Here is a 19,998-nt window from a genome sequence, read left to right as displayed (position 1 = left end):
TAATTTTTACAAAATGGAAAGAGATCAGACAGAAGAATTAAGAGCACTGCAGGATACCCTATATTTTATAGGGGGTAAATGGCGGATTCCGGTAATCAATGCGATTTGTAATGGTAACCGACGCTTCCGTGAAATTGAGCGCAGTATTCCCGGCATCACCACAAGAATGCTTTCAAAGGAACTGAAAGATATGGAACTCAATAAACTGGTGACGAGAAATGTGTATCCGGATACTCCGGTTCTAATTGAATATATACCTACAGATTATTGCAGAACCTTTGGGAAAATTATAATGGAAATGATCAATTGGGGTAGAGAGCATCGGAAGGTGATTGTAGAAGACAAGATCTGATGTTTTAGAATTTCAATTCAATTTATATCAAAAAACCTCTCCAGAAGGAGAGGTTTTTATTATTTATTAAATATTTCTACGATAACATTTTCAGGAGGATCAGAATAACCTGAACCTATATTTAAAGCATTTATTGAGCTTAAGGAAACTACTTTATTCCCATAATTAAATACTTTAAACGGATATCTTTCAGTACTTATTGAGTTTACCTTTGCATAACCTGTTAAGTTATAAAATTCAATACTTTTTTTATCAGTTCCTGCAATGATATTATTAGCATCAAAATCATAACTTGAAAGTCCTGAATTACCACGTGGTAACTGCCCTATATAAACTAAATTAGAATTATAAATAACTCCTTCCATAGCTGTTAAGAAGCCATTTCCGGTTGGCAAAGATTCAAATATTCTAGGGTTTAAAGGGTAATCACCATGATAAGTGTCCTCAAATCTATTAACAAATGATCCATCGGCATTATAATTAAAACGTATAAGGTTGGTAGGGCTTACGTTTGTAGTGATAAAAAAGAAACTCGAACTTGTGTTAGCTACTTTTTTTATTCTACCAAACTGATAACTTCCATTCTCAGATATTAATTGTTTAGAAGCTCTGTCAAAACATTTTAAAGAAACATTCGAAATAGCTCCTGTAGTTCCATATAATTTATTATCTGTTAAAACAACACTTTTTACTTCGCTTCCGAAATTTATTTGATCTTTTAAAGATAAATCATTAGGATTATAAATATAAACCCAACCATCATTTCTAGGAACATATAATTCCTTTTGACCATTATATGTACCTAAGAACGAGTAGCCCAATGTAGCGCCTGTAGATATTTCTTTTGTAACGGTACCTGTTGTTACATCATACCTCATTATATTACCGGTAGAGCTAAATATAAACATACTTCCATTATCAGCATCGAATAATGCATCTATTGGTTTGATATTAAGTAGCGGTTTAATACTGGGTCTCTTATAAGAAACAATATTACTTTTTATCGGCTCACCGTTAGTAGTATATCCAATTACTTGGTAATCTACATATGAAGAATAAGGAACATTAGCATCTACTTTTATAAATGTACTTCCGCTTTCCTGGTTCAGATATTCTGGAGTTGCATTTTCAGAATTACTTCTCAAAAATTGAAAATTCTGATATACATTTTTACCTGTTGTTGTCCATTCTAATCTGATTGTAGTATCGTTAACGACTATTACATCTTTTAGAATTATTTTTTCTTCAATAGGTTGGGGAGGTGCAACTACTTCATCTGAATCGCCAGAACATGAAACTGTAAATAATAATGCAAAAATTAGAAACCAAAGATTTTTTATAGATTTAAATTCCATCAATAATTTCATTTAAAATAGTACTTGGTCTCATCGCTGCATATGTTTTGTATGTATCGGTTTTATAGTAACCATCAATATTCTGAGGCTTACCTTGAGCGGATATTAATTCCTGATTAATGACAGCCTCGTTCTCTAGCATAGCAGCAGCTATTGATTTGAATTTTTGAGCAATCTCAGCATCAACTGTTTGATTACCTAAAGCTTCAGCCCAGTACATTGCTAAATAGAAGTGAGAACCTCTGTTATCGATCTGGCCAACTTTTCTTGCTGGAGATTTGTCAGTAGCTAAGAATTTAGCGTTCGCCTCATCTAAAGCATCTGCTAACACCTGAGATTTTGTATTTCCTTGAGTTTGAGCTAAATGCTCTAAAGAAGCCTGAAGCGCTAAGAATTCACCTAAAGAATCCCATCTTAGGTATCCTTCTTCAAGGAATTGTTCAATGTGTTTAGGTGCAGAACCTCCGGCACCAGTTTCAAATAAACCACCACCATTCATTAACGGAACAATAGAAAGCATTTTTGCAGAAGTTCCTAACTCAAGAATTGGGAAAAGATCTGTTAAATAATCTCTCAATACATTTCCTGAAACTGAGATGGTATCTTTACCTTCTCTTGCTCTTTTAAGTGTTTCAGTCATTGCATCTTTAACATCAAGAATTCTAATGTCCAGTCCTGCAGTATCGTGATCCTGTAAGTATTTTTCTACTTTTTTGATGATCTCTCTATCGTGAGCTCTTCCTTTATCTAGCCAGAAGATCGCAGGAGTATCAGAAAGTCTTGATCTGTTTACAGCCAGCTTTACCCAGTCCTGAATAGGTGCATCTTTAGTCTGACACATTCTGAAGATATCACTTTTTTCTACTTTTTGAGAAAGAAGTATATTTCCAGTTTCATCCTGAACTTCAATTGTTCCGTCAGTATCAGCCTGGAAAGTTTTGTCATGAGAACCATATTCTTCAGCTTTTTGAGCCATTAACCCTACGTTTGGAACTGAACCCATTGTAGTAGGATCTAATTTACCGTGAGCTCTCATATCATCGATCACAGCCTGATAGAAACCTGCATAAGAACGGTCTGGAATGATTGCTATTGTATCCTCTTCTTTACCTTCTTTATTCCACATTTTACCGCCTCCTCTTACTAAAGCAGCCATAGATGCATCAACGATAATGTCTGAAGGAACATGGAAATTGGTAATTCCTTTATCAGAATTTACCATAGCTACTCTTGGTCCGTTAGCTAAAGCAGTTTCAATAGCCGCTTTAATTTCACCTTCCTGAGCGTTTCCTTTTATTTTTTCAAAAAGATCTGCAAGACCATTATTTGGATTGACATCTAAAGATTTAAAAGTATCAGCGTATTTTGTAAATACATCTTTAAAGAACGTTTCTACGATAGCACCAAAAATAATAGGGTCGGAGATTTTCATCATCGTAGCCTTTAAGTGAGCAGAAAGTAATACATTTTTATTTTTAGCCTCTTCAATTGCTTCTTTTACAAAAGCTTTCAAAGCATTTAAGTTCATTACGGAAGAATCAATAATTTCTCCAGCCTGAAGACCTGCGAAATCTTTCAATAATTTTTCAGAACCATCATTTCCCTTGAATACAATTTTATATTTTGTAGCATTTTCAAGAGTTGTAGAGTTTTCAGTGCCATAGAAGTCTCCATTGGCCATGGTAGCAACGTCAGTTTTACTGTCTGAAGCCCAATCACCCATTCTGTGTGGGTTCGCTTTTGCATAGTTTTTAACAGTTTTTGGAGCACGTCTGTCAGAATTTCCTTCTCTCAATACAGGGTTTACAGCACTTCCTAATACTTTTGCATATTTAGCTTTGATTGCTTTTTCTTCCTCATTCTTGGGTTCAGCAGGATAATTTGGAACAGCAAATCCTTTAGATTGTAGTTCCGCAATAGCCTCATCTAATTGAGGTGCAGAAGCTGAAATATTTGGTAATTTAATAATATTGGCATCTGGTGTTGTAGCCAGTTGGCCTAGTTCAGCCAAGGCATCACCAATTCTTTGGTCTTCTCTTAAGAATTCCGGGAAGTTAGCTAGAATTCTTCCTGCTAAAGAAATATCCGGAACTGCAATTTCAATATTTGCTGATTTTGTAAATGCCTTTACAATAGGTAAAAACGAGTGTGTAGCAAGCATTGGAGCTTCATCCGTTAATGTGTAATAGATTTTTGATTTTTCTGACATTATACTGTTATTTATTATTTGATTTTTTAACTCCCACAAATTTAGTTAAAATTTAAATTTTTTAGATTAAACCTAAATAAGTTTTTGCACTTTAAGAATTATTTAACCTTTATTTCAACGAGAAAAATGCCTTATTTAAGTAAATTTGAAAAACCTTAAAAAATAAATTATGTCAAATATCACATTAAAAGGAAACGAAGTACATACATTAGGTAATTTACCATCCGTAGGAAGCAGCATCAGAGATTTTGCATTGGTAGATTCTGGATTAGCTGTAAAAACGCTTTCTGACTTTGAAGGAAAGAAAAAAGTATTCAATATTTTTCCTAGTATCGATACCGGAACTTGTGCAGCTTCAGCAAGAAAATTTAATGAAGAAGCTTCCAGTTTAGATAATACTGTTGTGATCAATGTTTCTAAAGATCTGCCATTTGCATTAGGAAGATTTTGTGCTGCTGAAGGCTTGAATAACGTAGAAACACTTTCTGATTTCAGAAGTAGCTTTGGAGATGATTATGAAGTTACCATTACAGATTCTCCTTTGAAAGGCCTTTTAAGCCGTGCGGTAATCGTTACGGACGAAAATAATAAAGTAGTTTATACAGAACAGGTTTCCGAAATTGTAAACGAACCAAATTATAGTGCTGCTTTAGAAGCATTAAAATAAAATTGAAGTAAAACTCTTTTAAAAAGAAAGCCTTGTAAGATTTTATTTTTGCAGGGCTTTTTTGATGGTAATAATTTCATAATTTTAAATAAAAATGGTAAAAAGAATTGTTACAAACATCAAAACTGAAGATTTGTCCCGTGCAGATTATTTTTATCATCATATTTTAGGTCTTGAAATATTGATGGATCATGGGTGGATCAAAACATTTGGAAATGATGTAGAATCGAAAGTTCAGATAAGTTTTGCAACACAAGGCGGGAATAATACTCCTGTTCCGGATCTGTCCATTGAAGTTGATGAGGTTGATGAAGTGTATAACAAGATGAAGGATTCAGGGTTTGAAGTAACTTATGATATTACTGATGAAGACTGGGGAGTCCGTAGATTTTTTGTCAAAGATCCGTTTGATAAATTAATTAATATTCTTTCACATCAATAATTAAATATACAATGAAAGCAGAACACATTATTCCCATTCTAAGAATTTTTGATTATCAGAAAACAATAGAGTTTTACGTTGATTGGTTAGGTTTTGAAATTACTTTAGAACATCGTTTCGAAGAAAATACACCTGTTTATATGGAAGTGAAAAAAGACAATATCATTCTTCATTTAAGTGAGCATCATGGAGATTCAACACCCGGAAGCAGTGTTTTTATCTGGGGAGAAGGGGTAGCAGAATACCATAAAGAGCTGATTGATAAAAAATATAAATACAACAGACCCGGACTGGAAAAAACATTTTACGACGCTGTGTCTTTTACAGTTAATGATCCTTTTGGAAACAAAATTGTTTTTAATGAAAAATTTGATGAAGCGAAACATAAGGGGTTGGAATTTTATTCATTCGAGTGATTTTGTCATTCAGAACGCAATGTAAATGAAGTGAAGAACCTCAGCAATTTTAAATTCAATAAAAAAGGGCTTTTCAGCGGAAATTTATATCATATATTAATATCATTTGTGATTAAAAAGCACCTGGATTAATGATTCAAATCATCAAAATCTTATTTAATATCTACTAACTTTACATTTTAAACTACATGAAACGTTCAGGAACAGCAGATCTACCTTTACACTATGGCAAAGTACCGCCGTGGTTGTATGAACGTATGTCTATACTTGGACTTTCTATAGTTGAAGCAATCTTAATGGATTATGGTAAGGATGAGGTGCTTCGTAGACTGGCAGACCCATTTTGGTTCCAGAGTTTTGGTGCTGTAATGGGAATGGATTGGCATTCATCAGGAATAACTACTTCTGTAATGGGTGCTTTAAAACGTTCCGTAAATCCGAATTCTCAATCACTGGGTATCTATATCTGTGGCGGAAAAGGAAAGCTTTCAAGAAATACACCTCAGGAATTAATTCAGATTGCTGATAAAACAGGACTTAATGGAACTGAGCTTGTAAAGGCTAGTAAACTATCTGCAAAAGTTGATAATACAGCGATTCAGGATGGTTATCAATTATATCTACATAACTTTATTCTGGCCGATAATGGAAGCTGGAGTGTGGTTCAACAGGGAATGCATGAATCCGATGGAACGGCGAGACGTTATCATTGGCACTCGGAAAATATAAAATCTTTTGTCGAAGAGCCACATACTGGTATCAATGGAGTTTATAGAGGCAAGATCCTCAATCTTACTGATGCTAATGCTTCACAAAGCAGAAAAGGAATTCTGGATATTTCTCACACAGATTCTGCTGAGATCATGAGTGATTTTTCCAGATTGATTCTTCCCAGTCATCATGATGTTCGGGCTTCTGATGTTGATTTAAAACGTTTAGGTGCACTTTTGTATGTAACCCGCGAACAGCAACCACAAAATTTCGAAGATCTACTGATGTTGGAGGGCGTTGGTCCCAGAACAATGCAGTCTTTAGCTCTGGTAAGTGAAGTGATTCATGGGGCACCATCAAGATTTTCCGATCCTGCGAGATTTTCTTTTGCTCATGGTGGGAAGGACGGACATCCGTTTCCTGTTCCTACGAAAGTGTATGATGAAAGCATAGATATTCTTAGAAAGGGAATTGAAAAGTCAAAATTGGGAAATTCCGATAAACTGAAGACATTAAATAAGCTACATCAGATTGTAGCTGCAACAGAAAAGGATTTCACTCCGGATTTCGATATCCAGGAGGTCATAGAAGAAGAAAGGCAGAACTCCTGGAGGTTTGGCGGGAAAACCGTTTTTGGAGATGCTGAAAAACCAACAAAACCAAATTCTATTCAACTTTCATTGTTTTAAAGTAATAATAATTGTTTTGGCTGAAGCCATTTGTAATCTAAGTGAAGCTGATTATGTATCGGAAATATTGATGAAAAATTTCTGAATATACCTTTGTCAGAAGGTCCACTCAACGGATAAACTGAGGTTAGTAAAGCATTCCTAATTTTACATTTATAAAACTTTTTTATATCAATTCCAATAAAAATTCTAATTTTAAAACTCTAAAAAATATTCATCTCATGGCAAATAAAGCTTTAGAAATTTCATATGATTTTCCTTTCTTCATGCATGATGAGCTGGATGAGATCTTCAAAGCTCATGAAAAGATAAGTTTTCAAAAAGGGGATTTTATTCTTGAAGAAGGAAAAACAGCTAATGAATATTATGTTTTGGATAAAGGTTTAGCAAGATCATTCGTGAATGATTTTAATGGTAATGAAGTAACGACTCACTTTTTTGCAGAGAATGAAATCATTATAGAAGTTCTCTCTCTTTTTCAAAGGATTCCATCACAGGAAAATATCATGTGTATCACAGACTGCGAATGTTGGAAGCTAGATTATGATACCTTTCAGGATCTGTTTCATAAAATTCCTAATCTTAGAGAATGGGGAAGATCATGGATGTCCCAGCAATTATTTGCCTACAAACAGCGTTCCGTAGAGATGTTTACTCTTTCAGCAACAAAACGCTATCTTAATTTGCTTGAACAAAAATGTCAGGTTATTCAATTCGCTCCTTTAAAACAAATCGCTTCCTACCTGGGTGTTACAGATACTTCTCTGAGCAGAATTCGTAAAGAAATAGTTTCACATCCAAAGAAAAATTAAATCTTGTCATAGGGCAAGATGATTCTGATATTGACTTGGTAATTTTGGTTTAAAGTTTAACACTAAAATTACAACAATGAAAGTCAATCAAATTTATGTAAACCTACCCGTAAAAAACGTTGAAAGTACAAGAGCGTTTTGGACCAAGCTTGGTTTCTCGATCAATGAACAGTTTTCTGATGAAAATGCAGTATGTGTGGTTTTGAACGAACAAAACATATTCGCCATGTTTCTAAAAGAAGAATTTTTCAAAACATTTACCAATAGACCTATTGCGCAGGGTGAGACGACACAGGTGCTTCTAGCCATCGGCGTTAGCAGTCGCGAAGAAGTTGACAATATGGTAAAAACAGCTTTAGAGAATGGTGGTTCAAAATATAGTGAACCTCAGGATCACGGATGGATGTATCAAAACGCTTTTGCTGATCTTAATGGACATCAGTGGGAAGTTATGTTCGCGGATATGTCTCAACTTCCAACAGAATAGCTTAATTCTAAAACCTATTCATTATGGAATCGAAATCAAACGATATAGAAATCATAAAATACCTTGTCTTTAGCAATTACAAAGTGATTTCAATGAATATCGAAGGTATCTCCAATGAAGAAGCAATGGTTTTTCCTAATGGTGAAGCAAATTGCATGAATTGGATCTTAGGACATTTAATTTATATAAGAAATGCTTTTTTAAATGTTTTAGGTGAAGAATCAGTTTGGGATAATGAAAAATATTCATGTTATAACAGAGGGGAAACGCCTTTAAACAGGAAGGATGAGTTTATAAGTTTTGAAGAGTTAAAATCATATTTAAAAGAAACTCAGAATAAACTTGAATCAAATCTTAATAATCTCGAAAGTATTGATCCAGCAATAATTAATGATGTTTCGGGACTTTCTCTGCACGAAATTTACCACAGCGGACAATTTGGTTACCTCAGAAGAATTCTCGGAAAATCGGGAGCTATAAAGTAGAATCACAAAGAATTAAAACTTTAATACTAAAAACCATTTATAATGGACACACCAAAATCAAAAAAATTAGATATCGTTATTCCGGCGTACAGGATGCATTCCCAAAGCTTTTTAAATGTTTTGGATGGTATTTCGGAAGAAGATGGAATGAAAAGAATTGACGGTAAAACCAACCATATTGTTTGGATGGCAGGAAATTTTCTCAATATGCGTTATGGCTTAGGCTGGGTTTTAGGACTTCAGGAAGAGGATCCATACACAGAACTTTTCTTTCAGGGAAAGGCTTTAGATGAGAGTTTTAATTATCCAAGTCTGGAAGAATTGAAGAAGAACTTTCATGCAATTTCACCAAAAGTATATCAAAAATTACTCGAAGCAACGGATGAGCAGCTTGAGGAAATATTTGAAATCGGAATGAATGTACCTTATGTTCCAGAGACAAAACTCAATTTTACGGGAATGTCTATCAGTCGTGAAGACTATTTATGTGGACAAATAGGTTTGATGCGAAAAATTCTGGGATATCCTGGAATGAAGTATGATACTGATGATAATTTAAAATACTAAATAATGAATCCTACTGAAAAGGGCTTTAAAACAGTCAATGGAATTCAAATGTACTATGAGATCTACGGTTCAGGAAAGCCTTTGGTTCTCGTTCATGGTGGTGGATCTTCAATTTTATTTGACTTTAAAGAAGTCATCTCAAGATTGGAATCTCAATTTCAATTCATCGGAATAGATTTACAAAACCATGGAAAGACCGAACATAGAGATATTCCCGAAACTTTCGAACAGGATGCTCATGATGTGGCAGCCCTTTTAAAGGAATTGAAAATTGAAAAAGCCTCATTCTGGGGATTCAGTAATGGTGGAAATACGGTCATGCAAATTGGTCATCTTTATCCGGAAATAATAGAAAAACTGATTGTTGCTTCTTCATTTTTCAAAAGAAATGGAATGATAGACGGCTTTTTTGAGTCTATGTCTGAAGCGACTTTAGAATCAATGCCCGAACCTTTGAAGATTAATTTTCTTGAATTAAACCCTGACTTTTCAAAACTTGAAAATCTATTTGATAAAGACAGCAAAAGAATGCAGAATTTTGAAGATTGGGACGAAAAGATATTAACCTCCATAGACTCACCTACACTTTTCATTTCTGGAGATAAGGATGTTATGAAGCCAGAACATGTTGTTGAAATGTGGCGCCTGATTCCCGATTCTCAATTATTGATCCTTCCGGCAACTCATGGTTCTTATATGATGGCAGATTTTGAAGGAAATACAGATGAAAATCTGATTAGCTTAACTACTAATGAAGTAGTGAAATTCTTAAATCATTAATTCTCAATCGACTTTAAGAATAAAAACACGGCATAGATAAATGATAAATAATCAAATAGTGTTATTTGTGAATCATTCTTACTATCTGTTTTTAAAAATTATAAAATAAACAATAACTTTTAAAATTAATATCATGGCAAAATTAAATTCGTACCTCAATTTTGATGGTACAGCTGAAGAAGCATTCAACTTTTACAAATCTGTTTTCGGAGGTGAATTTCGCGGTGAAGTTCATAAAATGGGGAATGCCCCAGGAACTGAAAACCTATCTGACGAAGAAAAAAACAGGGTTATGCACATTGCTCTACCTATTGGCGATGACTTACTGATGGCTTCTGATATCGTTCCCGGATTCGGACAAACTTTAACGGTTGGGAACAATAATTATGTTTCTATATTTCCGGAATCAAGGGAAGAAGCAGACCGTCTTTTTAAAGGTCTTTCTGATGGCGGCAATATTGAAATGCCTATTGAAGACCAGTTTTGGGGAGATTATTTCGGTAGTTTTCAGGACAAATATGGTGTTCATTGGATGGTGAACTATAATGAAGAATCTGCAAAATAATCTTATATTTAACTAAATTATTAGAGGGCAACTTTTTAATGGTTGCCCTTATTTAACTAAATCATTAAAAATAGAATTATGGATCCTATTAAAATAGATATTACAATTTTAGCTCCTGTTGAAAAGGTTTGGGATTATTTTAATAAGCCTGATCATATTATAAAATGGAATTTTGCTCACGAAAGCTGGCAATGTCCAAGCTCTGAAAACGACCTTAGAGTAGGTGGCAAATTCAAAAGCAGAATGGAAGCTAAAGACGGAAGTTTCGGATTTGATTTTGCGGGTGTTTATGATGAGGTTATTCCTAATCAAAGGATAAAATATCACCTTGAAGATGGGAGAAATGTAGATGTAATCTTTGAAAAAATAGATCCTGATACGACAAAAGTTACTGAAGTTTTTGATCCTGAAAAACAAAACTCCGTGGAAATGCAGAGAGATGGATGGTATGCTATTTTGGATAATTTCCACAAATACGTTGAAAAACATTAAAATATTTTTACAATCATGATCAATCTATTAATAATGGCAAAATGTTTAAGTTCCATTTGTGCTGTTAATCATGTTGTTCAGGGAACTTTTTTGCAGGGCGTAGTTGCTATGCCTGCAAGACGTGCTTTAGAAAAAGAGAAGATTGATTCTTTAGAAAAATTATCAGATTATTCTGAAGATGAAATCATGCAGCTTCATGGTTTTGGAAAAAATACAATGGAGAAGCTTAAAGTCTATATGCAAGAGCATCAAATTTCTTTTAAAAATTAACCAATACCCATTGGTGTCATTCTTTTTACGACACCTAAGATTTATGAACTTAAATTCAATACATCGAATAGCTTGTATTGACAACATAAATTACATCAACTCACCACAAAAAATAAAAATTATGAATAATGATATTTTTCCATGCCTTTGGTGCGACGGAAATGCAAAACAATCAGCAGAATTTTACTGCAAAGTATTTAATGGAAGAATTACTGCAGATACTCCTGTAGTAATGAATATTGACCTTTTTGGTCAAAAATTAATGCTCCTGGATGGTGGTCCTCATTTTGAAAAAAATCCATCAGTATCTTTTATGGTTATATGTGAAACTGAAGATGAAGTTCAAAGATATTGGGATCAGCTATTGGTAGGAGGTAAGGAATTGATGGCACTTGACTCTTATCCCTGGAGTAAAAAATTCGGATGGCTTGATGATCAGTATGGAGTTAGTTGGCAATTATTTTTCGGAGAGAAAACAAGTGACCAAAAAATTGTTCCGACATTAATGTTCATGCATCAGAATAATGGTAAGGCGATGGAAGCAATGGAGTTTTATACCCAAACTTTCCCTAACTCAAAAATTGGAAATATTCTGAAATATAAAGATGGTGGTGAACCTAATGAAAATCCTGAAAATATTCAGCATGCCAACTTTATGATTGATGGTTATGATATTTACTGTATGGATTCTTCATATGATCATAAATTCGATTTTAATGAAGGTGTATCAATGGTGGTCATGACTGATGACCAGAAACAGACAGACTTTCTTTGGAATACGCTGATATCGGGTGGAGGTAGAGAAAGTATGTGTGGCTGGCTGAAAGATAAATACGGATTTAGCTGGCAGATCGTTCCAAAGAGACTTATTCAGCTTATGAACGATTCGAACCAGGAAAAGGCTCAAAAAGTAGTACAGGTGATGATGAAAATGCAGAAAATTATTATCCAAGAGTTAGAAGAAGCTTATAATTCTTAAATCTATTTCGGCTTATCATTTGATGGTATTTTAGAAAAAGATTTGCTTATGAACACACAGAACAAGTCAAGATCCAAATCTAAAGTGCCTAAAGAAGGATTATTTCCCGAGATTATCCGTAAAAATTATATAGGAAGTAAAAAACTTCTTAATAAGAAAGCCGTTATCTCAGGAGGTGACAGTGGAATAGGACAGGCCGTTGCAGTTCATTATGCCAGAGAAGGAGCTGATATTGCTATTATTTATAAAGAAAGTGATAAAGATGCTAAAGAAACGTTGACGCTCGTAGAAAAAGAAGGTCAGAAATGCCTCTTATTTAAGGGAGATGTTTCCAAAAAAGCATTTAGAAACAAATGTATTGAGAAAATTAAGAAGGAATGGAAGAGCCTGGATATTCTGGTCAACAATGCAGGAGTGCAATTTCCTAAAAATGATATTGAAAAGATCTCAGATGATCAGATAACGGAGACTTTTAACATAAATATCATTTCAATGATTTCTTTAACACGGGATTTTTTGCCGTTAATGGATAAAGGATCAAGAATTATTTGTACAACTTCTGTTACGGCCTATCGGGGAAGTAACCATCTTATCGATTATTCGGCAACAAAAGGAGCGATTGCTACCTTTGTCCGTTCCTTAGCTACTAATCTTGCTGAAAAGAAAATATTAGTGAATGGAGTTGCACCGGGGCCTATCTGGACACCACTGGTGAAAGAAACATTTGATGATCTTTCAACATTTGGAAAGGATAATCCTTTAAAGAGAGCGGGACAGCCTTCTGAAGTCGCTCCGGCTTATGTTTTTCTGGCTTCTGAGGATTCCAGTTTTATTACAGGTGAGATCATTCACATTAATGGGGGTGATTTTGTCGGCGGTTAGAAGGTTACCCATGAATAATAGATTTATAAACACTAAATTAAAAATAATATATGGAAAGATTAACTTATGAAATACGAATCAATGCTACCCCTGAAAAGATATGGACGGTACTTTGGAGTGAAATGACCTATAGGCAATGGACAGCTGCCTTCACAGAAGGTTCTTTTTATCAGGGAAATCTTGAAGAAGGAAGTATTGTGAAGTTTTTAGATCCCAATAATAATGGAATGTACAGCCGTGTTGAAAAAAATATACCCAATAAAGAAATAAAATTTTTACATCTGGGAGAAATTTATGAGGGTGTAGAAGCCCCTCAGGATTGGGGGGAAGCAACGGAATCTTATGTTTTAGAGGAAACTGAAAATGGTACAATTTTAAAAAGTGAAATCCAGACCCCTGCTGAGTTTAAAGATTTTTTTGAAGAGAAATTTCCCAATGCCTTGGAAATCGTGAAAAACCTTTCGCAAAATCAGCTTTAATTTTACGGACTAAAGACTTAGTTACTTAACTTAATAATCACAAAATTAGAAATATGGAAACATTATCTTATGAAACAGTAATCGATGCGCCTCAACAGAAAGTATGGGACATCCTTTGGGGACCTGAAACATATAATGAATGGACAAAGTTCTTTAATTCATCGGGTTCATACATGAAATCGGATTGGAGGGTAGGAGGAAAAACCTATTTTGTAGATTCAAATAATGAAGGAATGGTTTCTACCATTGACAGTTTGGATGAGCCTAATCAAATTGTGTTTAAACACCTTGGAATGATTAAGGATGGTGTAGAAGACACCGAAAGTATGGAGATTAAGCAATGGAGTGGTGCGTTTGAAAAATACTTTCTTATTGATTTTGATGGAAAGACAAAACTTCATGCAGAGGTACAAACCGAAAAAGACTGGGAAGAGCATATGAATACAGGCTTTACTAAAGGTCTTGAAATTGTAAAAACTCTTGCTGAAGGAAATTAGCTGTGAGCTAAATAATATTATTGAGCAGATTTTATAGTTGACGCACAATTTTGTTATAATTTTAGCATTGAACTAATTGCAATCATTTGCGAAATTTGTATCATCTTCGAGAGATAAAAATAACACATGAAATTATTAACAATCCTTTTTGCCACATTCATTCTGGCTTTGCTAGGTACAAAACTGTTTCAGGGAAGCTGGAATTTTTTATTTTCTGGAAATTTGGGAATGGCAGTATTTATTCTGTTTACAGGTTTTGCCCATTTTAAATTTCAAAAAGGAATGGCCATGATGATCCCCGATTTTATTCCTGCCAAAATGTTTTGGGTATACATTACGGGAATTATTGAAATTGCGGCTGGAATTGGATTGATGATTCCATCAATACGTGAGACCACAGCTGTTTTGTTGATTGTTTTTTTTGTTATGGTTTTTATTGCCAACATCAATTCATCAAAGAAAAAAGTCAATATTTTTAAGGGAGATTATACAGGCCCAGGAATGGCTTATTTATATAAAGAAAGGCTCCCAATGCAGGTTATACTTATTTTATGGACCTGGTATTTTGGAATTTATTTACATTAAAAGAATATTTTTTCATATAAAAAGCACGGAATTTACTTTTCGTGCTTTTTTTTCACATTGAAGAGAGAAAAATGTAACATTTAAGGGTGATTAAACGTCTAATATAGAAAGCATTTTTTTTGCTACGTTTTAATTCACTCCAAATCACAAGTCATGAACATAAAAACTAAAATTATAGTAACCGCTCAGGTTGCTCTCTCAACGATTATGATGAATGCACAAAACACGACCACTAAGTTACCCGGTGATGCTACCCTACCATCTACCAAAGCCAGTCTTGAGAAACTTATTTCTTATGACACAGGAAATTTTAAATACAAAGTTGAAGACTATTTTGCCAGGCCAAAAGCTTCACAATTTAAAATCTCACCAGACGGAAATTTTCTTTCTTATAAAGAAAAAGATAAAGACAGTAAGAATCATGTCTATGTAAAAGATTTAAAAACCGGAAAAGTTACCCAAGCGATCGAAGAGAAGGAAGATCTTGTAAAAAGCTATGGATGGTTGAATAAAAAGCGTTTGTTTTTCACTCAGGATAAAGGGGGAAATGAGAATCTTCATTTGTATGCGGCGGATGTTGATGGAAGTAATCTCAAGGACCTTACTCCATTTGATGGAGTAACACTGGGTTCCGTAAAATTGATAAAGGATACCGATTTTGTCGTTGTCACAATGAATAAAAATAACAAACAGATCTTCGAACCGTACAAAATAAACTTCGTTACAGGTGAAATGATTCAGCTGTATGAAAATAAAGATGTTAATAGTCCTATTGATGATTATATCTTTGATAAGGATGGGGATTTAAGAGGATATATTGTTCTTGAAAATGGATTGACTACAAAGACTTATTATAAAGATCTGCAGACAAGGAAATTCAATCTCATTAAATCAACGGACTGGTCTGATACATTTAGTATTATAGATTTCAATGATCATTCTAAGAATAAAGATGAGGCTTATGTTGTGACAAATCTGGACAGTGATAAAGCAAAAATTGTTTTATATGACTTAAAGAAAAATGAAGCGATTAAAGATGTATATTCTAATCCTGTTTATGATGTAAGTTCAATACGTACTGCCGGTAAAAACAGAAATTATGAACTGGATTATATCAGTTATAACGGAGTGAAAAGTGAAACTGTTCCGGTAAGTAAATTCTACACAGAAATTGATGCTCAATTAAAATCTCAGTTTGGAGATAAAGAATTTGGTGTTGTTTCATCAGATGATAATAATGATAAACTTTTGGTCGTAGTTGGAAGTGATAAGCTATATGGAACCTATTACGAGTATGATTCCAAAACCAAGCAGACAAAGCTTCTTTATAATCTGATGCCTCAATTGAAGGAAGAGGATATGGCAGAAATGAGGCCCATTGAATTCAAAAGCAGAGATGGGTTGACTATCTATGGATATATCACATTGCCAAAAGCTGCTTTGGAAGGGAAAAAAGTTCCTTTAGTAGTAAATCCTCATGGAGGGCCACAAGGTATTAGAGATGATTGGGGCTTTAATCCTGAAACACAATTGTTTGCCAGTAGAGGATATGCGACCTTACAGGTGAATTTTAGAATTTCAGGGGGGTATGGAAAGGAGTTCCAGAAAGCAGGTTATAAGCAAATCGGGAGAAAAGCAATGGATGATGTGGAAGATGGAGTAAAATATGCAATCCAGCAAGGATGGGTGGATAAGGATAAAATTGCCATCTATGGAGGAAGCCACGGTGGCTATGCTACATTAATGGGGCTGATTAAAACTCCAGATTTATATACCTGTGGTGTAGATTATGTTGGAGTTTCCAATATCTTTACATTCTTTGATTCATTCCCTGAATACTGGAAGCCATATAAAGAAATGACGAAACAGATATGGTATGATCTGGATAATCCTGAAGAGGCAAAAATTGCCAAAGAGGTTTCTCCGGTATTTCAGATCGATAAGATCAAAAAACCTCTTTTTGTTGTACAAGGAGCTAATGATCCACGAGTGAACATCAATGAATCCGATCAGATTGTAAAAGCAATGCGTGCCAAAGGTTTTGAAACACCCTATATGGTAAAATACGACGAAGGTCATGGCTTTGGAAAGGAGCCGAACAGACTTGAACTCTACAAATATATGTTAGGATTTTTTGCTGAGAATTTTAATAAAAGTAAATAAGACTGATACAATTTTTATAAAAGAACGGAAAGCATTTTGCTTTCCGTTCTTTTTGTTTGTTACTGAAAGCTGAATTTTTCATTCCGAGCACAGGCTGAAGGTCTGCGAACGTAGTTCACAAGTGTACTTTAGAATCTCGTCTTATAGCAGATCTGTTAATAAAAGATTGCTTCGCTTTACTCGTAATGACGGATCAATAGCCCCGATAGTAGCGGTTACCCCACAGCAAGAGTCAGGCAAAGGATGGAGCGAGGAGTATGAGCGGATAGCGGGATTAAGCTCCTTATAAATATTATTTTTTTCAGACTGTCAAAATACGATTAACAAAAGAAAAGTGAATATTTGATAAAAAATATTTTAAATTTATTAAAGTAAAACAAAATGTACAATCGTCATGTTAGTATGGAGGTTGTCGAAAAAATAACAATGCCACAGAAAGAGAAAGAAAACATCATCTCGCAAACCGTTTCAAGCTACGGAGGAAAACTGATGTCTTTCATTCGTCCGAAAGTGAAAAACACGGAAGATGCGGAAGATATTCTGCAGGAGGTCTGGTATCAGTTTAGTAACATTACCAATCTTTCTGAGATTGTAAATGTTGGGGGTTGGTTGTACAGGGTTACTGCCAATAAAATTACCGACCGTTATCGCAAAAAGAAAACAGAAAATCTTGAAGATTTTGTATATGAAGATGAGGATGGTGATTTTTCTATCAAAGATATTTTATTGATGGATGACAGTGCGGGACCTGAAGTTAAAATGTTTCAGGATGAAATCTGGAAGAAGTTATTTGAAGCTTTAGAAGAACTTCCTGAAAAGCAAAAACTGGTTTACATGGAAAATGAGCTGAACGATAAGACCCTTCAGGAAATAGCTGATGAACAAGGTGAAAATATAAAGACCATTATCAGCAGAAAAAATTATGCGGTGAAACATCTGAGAAACAGATTGAGAGCATTATACGAAGATTTAAACAGTTAGAAATAGAAAGAAGATATTATGAATCATAAACACAAAAAAGGTTGGATTTTTTTAATTCTATGTCCACCATTGATTTTATTAGCCGTTACATGGATTGTCATGTCGCTATGGAATTGCCTTCTTCCTGAAATTTTAGGCGTAAAATCAATTACCTATTGGCAGGCAATGGGAGTATTGATCTTAAGCAAAATTCTTTTCGGAGGTTTCCACTTTGGAAAAGGAATGAGAGATTTTAAGGAAAGAAAGATGAGGGAAAGAATGCAACACTTATCTCCCGAAGAAAGAGAAAAGTTCAAAGAGGTGTGGAGAAGTAAATGCGAAAGCGGATTCTTCAACAGACACAACAGAAATAACGAATAATTTGAAGTTTTTAAAGAAGTAGTAAAGTAAAATTAGAATTCATTCGTCTATATAAAAAACAAGAAGTAGTAAAATTTAAAATTTTGAAAAAATGAAAAATTCAGTATTAAAAGGTGCACTAGGAGCACTAGCCGTTGTAGGCGTAGCATTAGCTGTTAAAAAAATGGCAGAAAGAAAAAGATTTATCAGAGGTATTTTTGATGAATATGGAATTAAAGAAAGATCACCTTTTGGTCTTGCAGATAAAATCAGAGAAATGAATGAAGAACAATATGAAGAATTGAAAGGTAAATTCAAAAAAGAATTCAAATCAAGATGTCATAGAAGAAGTGAGGCTGCAGAAGCTTAGTCACTATAACTAAATTGAAATTGTTTAATTACGGCGCGGGAAGCATAGCTTCCCGCGCCGTAATTTTTTATGTAGATGATCTGAGAATATTTGAAGCTGGTAGACTGAAATGCTTCTCTCTCTTGCAAATTAAAATCATAAAAGAAGATCCTATAGATCGTATTTTATTCTCAATCAGCCGTCAAAGAAGCGAAATCTGCGAGACCTAAAAAAGAATTATGAGGGGTTTCGGTTATATATGAGAGATGATCACTCAATTTGCAATGACAAAAATCGTATATTCTTTAAGTGCATTTAGAGAAATAAATTCTTATTTTTGTATCATTCTACATGAAAGATTACTATTATTTTCTCGGTATTTCTCAGGATGCTTCAGAAGAAGACATCAAAAAAGCCTATAGAAAATTGTCTTTAAAGTATCACCCTGATAAAAATGAGAACGACGATTTTTTTGCAGATCGTTTTCGTGAAATTCAGGAAGCTTATGAAACATTAAGTGATTCAGCCAGGAGAGGAACTTATGATCAGAATTTAGAAAATCATCAAAAAAGTTTCAGATATAATATTCCACCGGCTATCAAAACTTTTACATCGAATAAGATTCATGCGAAAAAAGGGGAAGAGATCATTATAAACTGGCAGACAGCCAATGCTGATGTTGTAAAAGTGCTTCCTTTTGGATTAGAGAAAGCTTATGGTGAGAGGGTTTTTAAAATCACAGAATTTAAAGACGGTAAATTTCAGCTTTTGCTTCATGCAACGAATTCATTATTACATAAAACGGTTGTTCAGGGAATAACAATTACAGAAGTATTTGAAAATAATACGGAGAAGTTCAGAAGTGGAGCGGAAGACTTATTTAAAGCCCAACCACGAACAGTAACAAATCCAAAAGGGCAGCCAAAAATCATACAAATTTTAGCGGCAATAATACTTTTGGCAGTTGCTCTTTATTTCTTAATAAAAAGTTTCAACTAGATTAAGCCATTTTTTTCCTTCCCGGACATTTTTTACATCTTTTTCCTTTCTTAAATTTCTTGCAGCAAGATTTTTTTTCGCAATACATATCTTCATTATTGAAGGCATAAACAGGAGTTAGAGGCGGTACTTTAAAAGGGGTAATCATATTCATGCTGCAAATATATTAATTTAGAATAAATATAATTAATAAAATTTCATAAAAATATCACCCCTGAAAATCAGCATGTTGTTCTTATTGTTTAACCATGGGATTTATACCTTTTTCATAAAGTGTGTTGAAGCTTTAAAATAAATATGACAAATTAAAATTTTCAACTATTATCATTTTCTGAATTGATTTTATTAAACACTCGTTTATTAATCAATAGTAATTATCAATATCCATCACTTATTTTTGACTGTTGTGAAATCCCCTAAAAAAATGTAATTTTACCCATCTTTTT

General features: G+C 34.0%; 25 protein-coding genes. 23 read left to right on the top strand and 2 right to left on the bottom strand.

Going from position 1 to position 19,998, the window contains the following annotated elements:
- Positions 1 to 13 precede the first annotated feature (13 nt).
- Positions 14 to 352 (top strand): winged helix-turn-helix transcriptional regulator, encoded by a 339-nt coding sequence (locus J7E44_RS16395; protein WP_214831490.1) that lies wholly within the window; start codon positions 14 to 16, stop codon positions 350 to 352.
- 59 nt (positions 353 to 411) lie between these two features.
- Here the strand turns inward: J7E44_RS16395 and J7E44_RS16390 are convergent, their stop codons facing one another.
- Together J7E44_RS16390 and J7E44_RS16385 are read right to left on the bottom strand one after the other, a co-directional pair.
- A complete protein-coding gene (locus J7E44_RS16390; protein ID WP_214831489.1) occupies positions 412 to 1,707 on the bottom strand; it encodes a hypothetical protein in 1,296 nt (431 codons plus the stop codon).
- Positions 1,697 to 3,916: an NADP-dependent isocitrate dehydrogenase gene (locus tag J7E44_RS16385; protein ID WP_214831488.1), complete on the bottom strand. Its 2,220-nt coding sequence runs from the start codon at positions 3,914 to 3,916 to the stop codon at positions 1,697 to 1,699. Before J7E44_RS16385 ends, J7E44_RS16390 begins: the two co-directional genes overlap by 11 nt.
- Before the next feature lie 169 nt (positions 3,917 to 4,085).
- On the opposite strand from J7E44_RS16385, the gene tpx reads away from it, so the two are divergent.
- From tpx to J7E44_RS16275, 22 genes are all read left to right on the top strand, one after another.
- A complete protein-coding gene (tpx, locus tag J7E44_RS16380; protein ID WP_214831487.1) occupies positions 4,086 to 4,583 on the top strand; it encodes a thiol peroxidase in 498 nt (165 codons plus the stop codon).
- Positions 4,584 to 4,677: 94 nt separating this feature from the next.
- Positions 4,678 to 5,025 carry a VOC family protein gene (locus J7E44_RS16375; RefSeq protein WP_214831486.1) on the top strand — a complete coding sequence of 116 codons (348 nt, stop codon included), beginning with the start codon at positions 4,678 to 4,680 and terminating at the stop codon, positions 5,023 to 5,025.
- Between the two features lie 11 nt (positions 5,026 to 5,036).
- Positions 5,037 to 5,441 carry a glyoxalase superfamily protein gene (locus tag J7E44_RS16370; RefSeq protein WP_214831485.1) on the top strand — a complete coding sequence of 135 codons (405 nt, stop codon included), beginning with the start codon at positions 5,037 to 5,039 and terminating at the stop codon, positions 5,439 to 5,441.
- A 188-nt stretch (positions 5,442 to 5,629) separates the two neighbouring features.
- On the top strand, positions 5,630 to 6,841 hold the full coding sequence (locus J7E44_RS16365; RefSeq protein ID WP_214831484.1) for a DUF763 domain-containing protein: 1,212 nt from the start codon (positions 5,630 to 5,632) through the stop codon (positions 6,839 to 6,841).
- A 221-nt stretch (positions 6,842 to 7,062) separates the two neighbouring features.
- Complete coding sequence (locus tag J7E44_RS16360; RefSeq protein ID WP_214831483.1) at positions 7,063 to 7,653, top strand: Crp/Fnr family transcriptional regulator; 591 nt, start codon at positions 7,063 to 7,065, stop codon at positions 7,651 to 7,653.
- Positions 7,654 to 7,729: 76 nt separating this feature from the next.
- On the top strand, positions 7,730 to 8,140 hold the full coding sequence (locus J7E44_RS16355) for a VOC family protein (RefSeq protein ID WP_214831482.1): 411 nt from the start codon (positions 7,730 to 7,732) through the stop codon (positions 8,138 to 8,140).
- 23 nt (positions 8,141 to 8,163) lie between these two features.
- Complete coding sequence (locus tag J7E44_RS16350) at positions 8,164 to 8,625, top strand: DinB family protein (protein WP_214831481.1); 462 nt, start codon at positions 8,164 to 8,166, stop codon at positions 8,623 to 8,625.
- A gap of 42 nt (positions 8,626 to 8,667) precedes the next feature.
- The gene (locus J7E44_RS16345) at positions 8,668 to 9,192 is read left to right on the top strand and encodes a DinB family protein (protein WP_214831480.1); all 525 of its coding nucleotides are present in this window, start codon (positions 8,668 to 8,670) and stop codon (positions 9,190 to 9,192) included.
- Positions 9,193 to 9,195: 3 nt separating this feature from the next.
- The gene (locus J7E44_RS16340) at positions 9,196 to 9,972 is read left to right on the top strand and encodes an alpha/beta fold hydrolase (protein ID WP_214831479.1); all 777 of its coding nucleotides are present in this window, start codon (positions 9,196 to 9,198) and stop codon (positions 9,970 to 9,972) included.
- Positions 9,973 to 10,105: 133 nt separating this feature from the next.
- Entirely contained in the window at positions 10,106 to 10,537 is a 432-nt protein-coding gene (locus J7E44_RS16335) for a VOC family protein (protein ID WP_214831478.1), read from the top strand.
- 78 nt (positions 10,538 to 10,615) lie between these two features.
- Positions 10,616 to 11,029 (top strand): SRPBCC family protein, encoded by a 414-nt coding sequence (locus J7E44_RS16330; protein ID WP_214831477.1) that lies wholly within the window; start codon positions 10,616 to 10,618, stop codon positions 11,027 to 11,029.
- Between the two features lie 33 nt (positions 11,030 to 11,062).
- Complete coding sequence (locus J7E44_RS16325) at positions 11,063 to 11,299, top strand: helix-hairpin-helix domain-containing protein (RefSeq protein WP_251040609.1); 237 nt, start codon at positions 11,063 to 11,065, stop codon at positions 11,297 to 11,299.
- 121 nt (positions 11,300 to 11,420) lie between these two features.
- Positions 11,421 to 12,278: a VOC family protein gene (locus J7E44_RS16320; RefSeq protein WP_214831475.1), complete on the top strand. Its 858-nt coding sequence runs from the start codon at positions 11,421 to 11,423 to the stop codon at positions 12,276 to 12,278.
- A gap of 48 nt (positions 12,279 to 12,326) precedes the next feature.
- Entirely contained in the window at positions 12,327 to 13,160 is an 834-nt protein-coding gene (locus tag J7E44_RS16315; RefSeq protein WP_214831474.1) for an SDR family oxidoreductase, read from the top strand.
- Between the two features lie 50 nt (positions 13,161 to 13,210).
- On the top strand, positions 13,211 to 13,639 hold the full coding sequence (locus tag J7E44_RS16310; RefSeq protein WP_214831473.1) for an SRPBCC family protein: 429 nt from the start codon (positions 13,211 to 13,213) through the stop codon (positions 13,637 to 13,639).
- 53 nt (positions 13,640 to 13,692) lie between these two features.
- Entirely contained in the window at positions 13,693 to 14,136 is a 444-nt protein-coding gene (locus J7E44_RS16305; protein ID WP_214831472.1) for an SRPBCC family protein, read from the top strand.
- Positions 14,137 to 14,262: 126 nt separating this feature from the next.
- Positions 14,263 to 14,721, top strand: coding sequence for a DoxX family protein (locus tag J7E44_RS16300; RefSeq protein ID WP_214831471.1), 459 nt, complete (start codon positions 14,263 to 14,265; stop codon positions 14,719 to 14,721).
- Between the two features lie 153 nt (positions 14,722 to 14,874).
- Positions 14,875 to 16,884: a S9 family peptidase gene (locus J7E44_RS16295; protein ID WP_214831470.1), complete on the top strand. Its 2,010-nt coding sequence runs from the start codon at positions 14,875 to 14,877 to the stop codon at positions 16,882 to 16,884.
- Positions 16,885 to 17,310: 426 nt separating this feature from the next.
- Positions 17,311 to 17,865, top strand: coding sequence for an RNA polymerase sigma factor (locus J7E44_RS16290; protein ID WP_251040608.1), 555 nt, complete (start codon positions 17,311 to 17,313; stop codon positions 17,863 to 17,865).
- A gap of 18 nt (positions 17,866 to 17,883) precedes the next feature.
- On the top strand, positions 17,884 to 18,225 hold the full coding sequence (locus tag J7E44_RS16285) for a hypothetical protein (protein ID WP_214831469.1): 342 nt from the start codon (positions 17,884 to 17,886) through the stop codon (positions 18,223 to 18,225).
- 91 nt (positions 18,226 to 18,316) lie between these two features.
- Positions 18,317 to 18,574 (top strand): hypothetical protein, encoded by a 258-nt coding sequence (locus J7E44_RS16280; protein WP_214831468.1) that lies wholly within the window; start codon positions 18,317 to 18,319, stop codon positions 18,572 to 18,574.
- A 330-nt stretch (positions 18,575 to 18,904) separates the two neighbouring features.
- Positions 18,905 to 19,552, top strand: coding sequence for a J domain-containing protein (locus J7E44_RS16275; protein ID WP_214831467.1), 648 nt, complete (start codon positions 18,905 to 18,907; stop codon positions 19,550 to 19,552).
- Positions 19,553 to 19,998: the final 446 nt, after the last annotated feature.

It is taken from the genome of Chryseobacterium sp. ISL-6 (assembly GCF_018613715.1).
Classification (GTDB): Bacteria; Bacteroidota; Bacteroidia; order Flavobacteriales; family Weeksellaceae; genus Chryseobacterium; species Chryseobacterium paludis.
This window is presented reverse-complemented; position numbering and strand designations above follow the sequence as displayed.

What these genes read in the sequence shown, in the direction of transcription:
- J7E44_RS16395 (WP_214831490.1), top strand. Translation starts at nt 14, where the DNA reads ATGGAAAGAGATCAGACAGAAGAATTAAGAGCACTGCAGGATACCCTA.
- J7E44_RS16390 (WP_214831489.1), bottom strand. Translation starts at nt 1,707, where the DNA reads ATGGAATTTAAATCTATAAAAAATCTTTGGTTTCTAATTTTTGCATTA.
- J7E44_RS16385 (WP_214831488.1), bottom strand. Translation starts at nt 3,916, where the DNA reads ATGTCAGAAAAATCAAAAATCTATTACACATTAACGGATGAAGCTCCA.
- tpx (WP_214831487.1), top strand. Translation starts at nt 4,086, where the DNA reads ATGTCAAATATCACATTAAAAGGAAACGAAGTACATACATTAGGTAAT.
- J7E44_RS16375 (WP_214831486.1), top strand. Translation starts at nt 4,678, where the DNA reads ATGGTAAAAAGAATTGTTACAAACATCAAAACTGAAGATTTGTCCCGT.
- J7E44_RS16370 (WP_214831485.1), top strand. Translation starts at nt 5,037, where the DNA reads ATGAAAGCAGAACACATTATTCCCATTCTAAGAATTTTTGATTATCAG.
- J7E44_RS16365 (WP_214831484.1), top strand. Translation starts at nt 5,630, where the DNA reads ATGAAACGTTCAGGAACAGCAGATCTACCTTTACACTATGGCAAAGTA.
- J7E44_RS16360 (WP_214831483.1), top strand. Translation starts at nt 7,063, where the DNA reads ATGGCAAATAAAGCTTTAGAAATTTCATATGATTTTCCTTTCTTCATG.
- J7E44_RS16355 (WP_214831482.1), top strand. Translation starts at nt 7,730, where the DNA reads ATGAAAGTCAATCAAATTTATGTAAACCTACCCGTAAAAAACGTTGAA.
- J7E44_RS16350 (WP_214831481.1), top strand. Translation starts at nt 8,164, where the DNA reads ATGGAATCGAAATCAAACGATATAGAAATCATAAAATACCTTGTCTTT.
- J7E44_RS16345 (WP_214831480.1), top strand. Translation starts at nt 8,668, where the DNA reads ATGGACACACCAAAATCAAAAAAATTAGATATCGTTATTCCGGCGTAC.
- J7E44_RS16340 (WP_214831479.1), top strand. Translation starts at nt 9,196, where the DNA reads ATGAATCCTACTGAAAAGGGCTTTAAAACAGTCAATGGAATTCAAATG.
- J7E44_RS16335 (WP_214831478.1), top strand. Translation starts at nt 10,106, where the DNA reads ATGGCAAAATTAAATTCGTACCTCAATTTTGATGGTACAGCTGAAGAA.
- J7E44_RS16330 (WP_214831477.1), top strand. Translation starts at nt 10,616, where the DNA reads ATGGATCCTATTAAAATAGATATTACAATTTTAGCTCCTGTTGAAAAG.
- J7E44_RS16325 (WP_251040609.1), top strand. Translation starts at nt 11,063, where the DNA reads ATGGCAAAATGTTTAAGTTCCATTTGTGCTGTTAATCATGTTGTTCAG.
- J7E44_RS16320 (WP_214831475.1), top strand. Translation starts at nt 11,421, where the DNA reads ATGAATAATGATATTTTTCCATGCCTTTGGTGCGACGGAAATGCAAAA.
- J7E44_RS16315 (WP_214831474.1), top strand. Translation starts at nt 12,327, where the DNA reads ATGAACACACAGAACAAGTCAAGATCCAAATCTAAAGTGCCTAAAGAA.
- J7E44_RS16310 (WP_214831473.1), top strand. Translation starts at nt 13,211, where the DNA reads ATGGAAAGATTAACTTATGAAATACGAATCAATGCTACCCCTGAAAAG.
- J7E44_RS16305 (WP_214831472.1), top strand. Translation starts at nt 13,693, where the DNA reads ATGGAAACATTATCTTATGAAACAGTAATCGATGCGCCTCAACAGAAA.
- J7E44_RS16300 (WP_214831471.1), top strand. Translation starts at nt 14,263, where the DNA reads ATGAAATTATTAACAATCCTTTTTGCCACATTCATTCTGGCTTTGCTA.
- J7E44_RS16295 (WP_214831470.1), top strand. Translation starts at nt 14,875, where the DNA reads ATGAACATAAAAACTAAAATTATAGTAACCGCTCAGGTTGCTCTCTCA.
- J7E44_RS16290 (WP_251040608.1), top strand. Translation starts at nt 17,311, where the DNA reads ATGCCACAGAAAGAGAAAGAAAACATCATCTCGCAAACCGTTTCAAGC.
- J7E44_RS16285 (WP_214831469.1), top strand. Translation starts at nt 17,884, where the DNA reads ATGAATCATAAACACAAAAAAGGTTGGATTTTTTTAATTCTATGTCCA.
- J7E44_RS16280 (WP_214831468.1), top strand. Translation starts at nt 18,317, where the DNA reads ATGAAAAATTCAGTATTAAAAGGTGCACTAGGAGCACTAGCCGTTGTA.
- J7E44_RS16275 (WP_214831467.1), top strand. Translation starts at nt 18,905, where the DNA reads ATGAAAGATTACTATTATTTTCTCGGTATTTCTCAGGATGCTTCAGAA.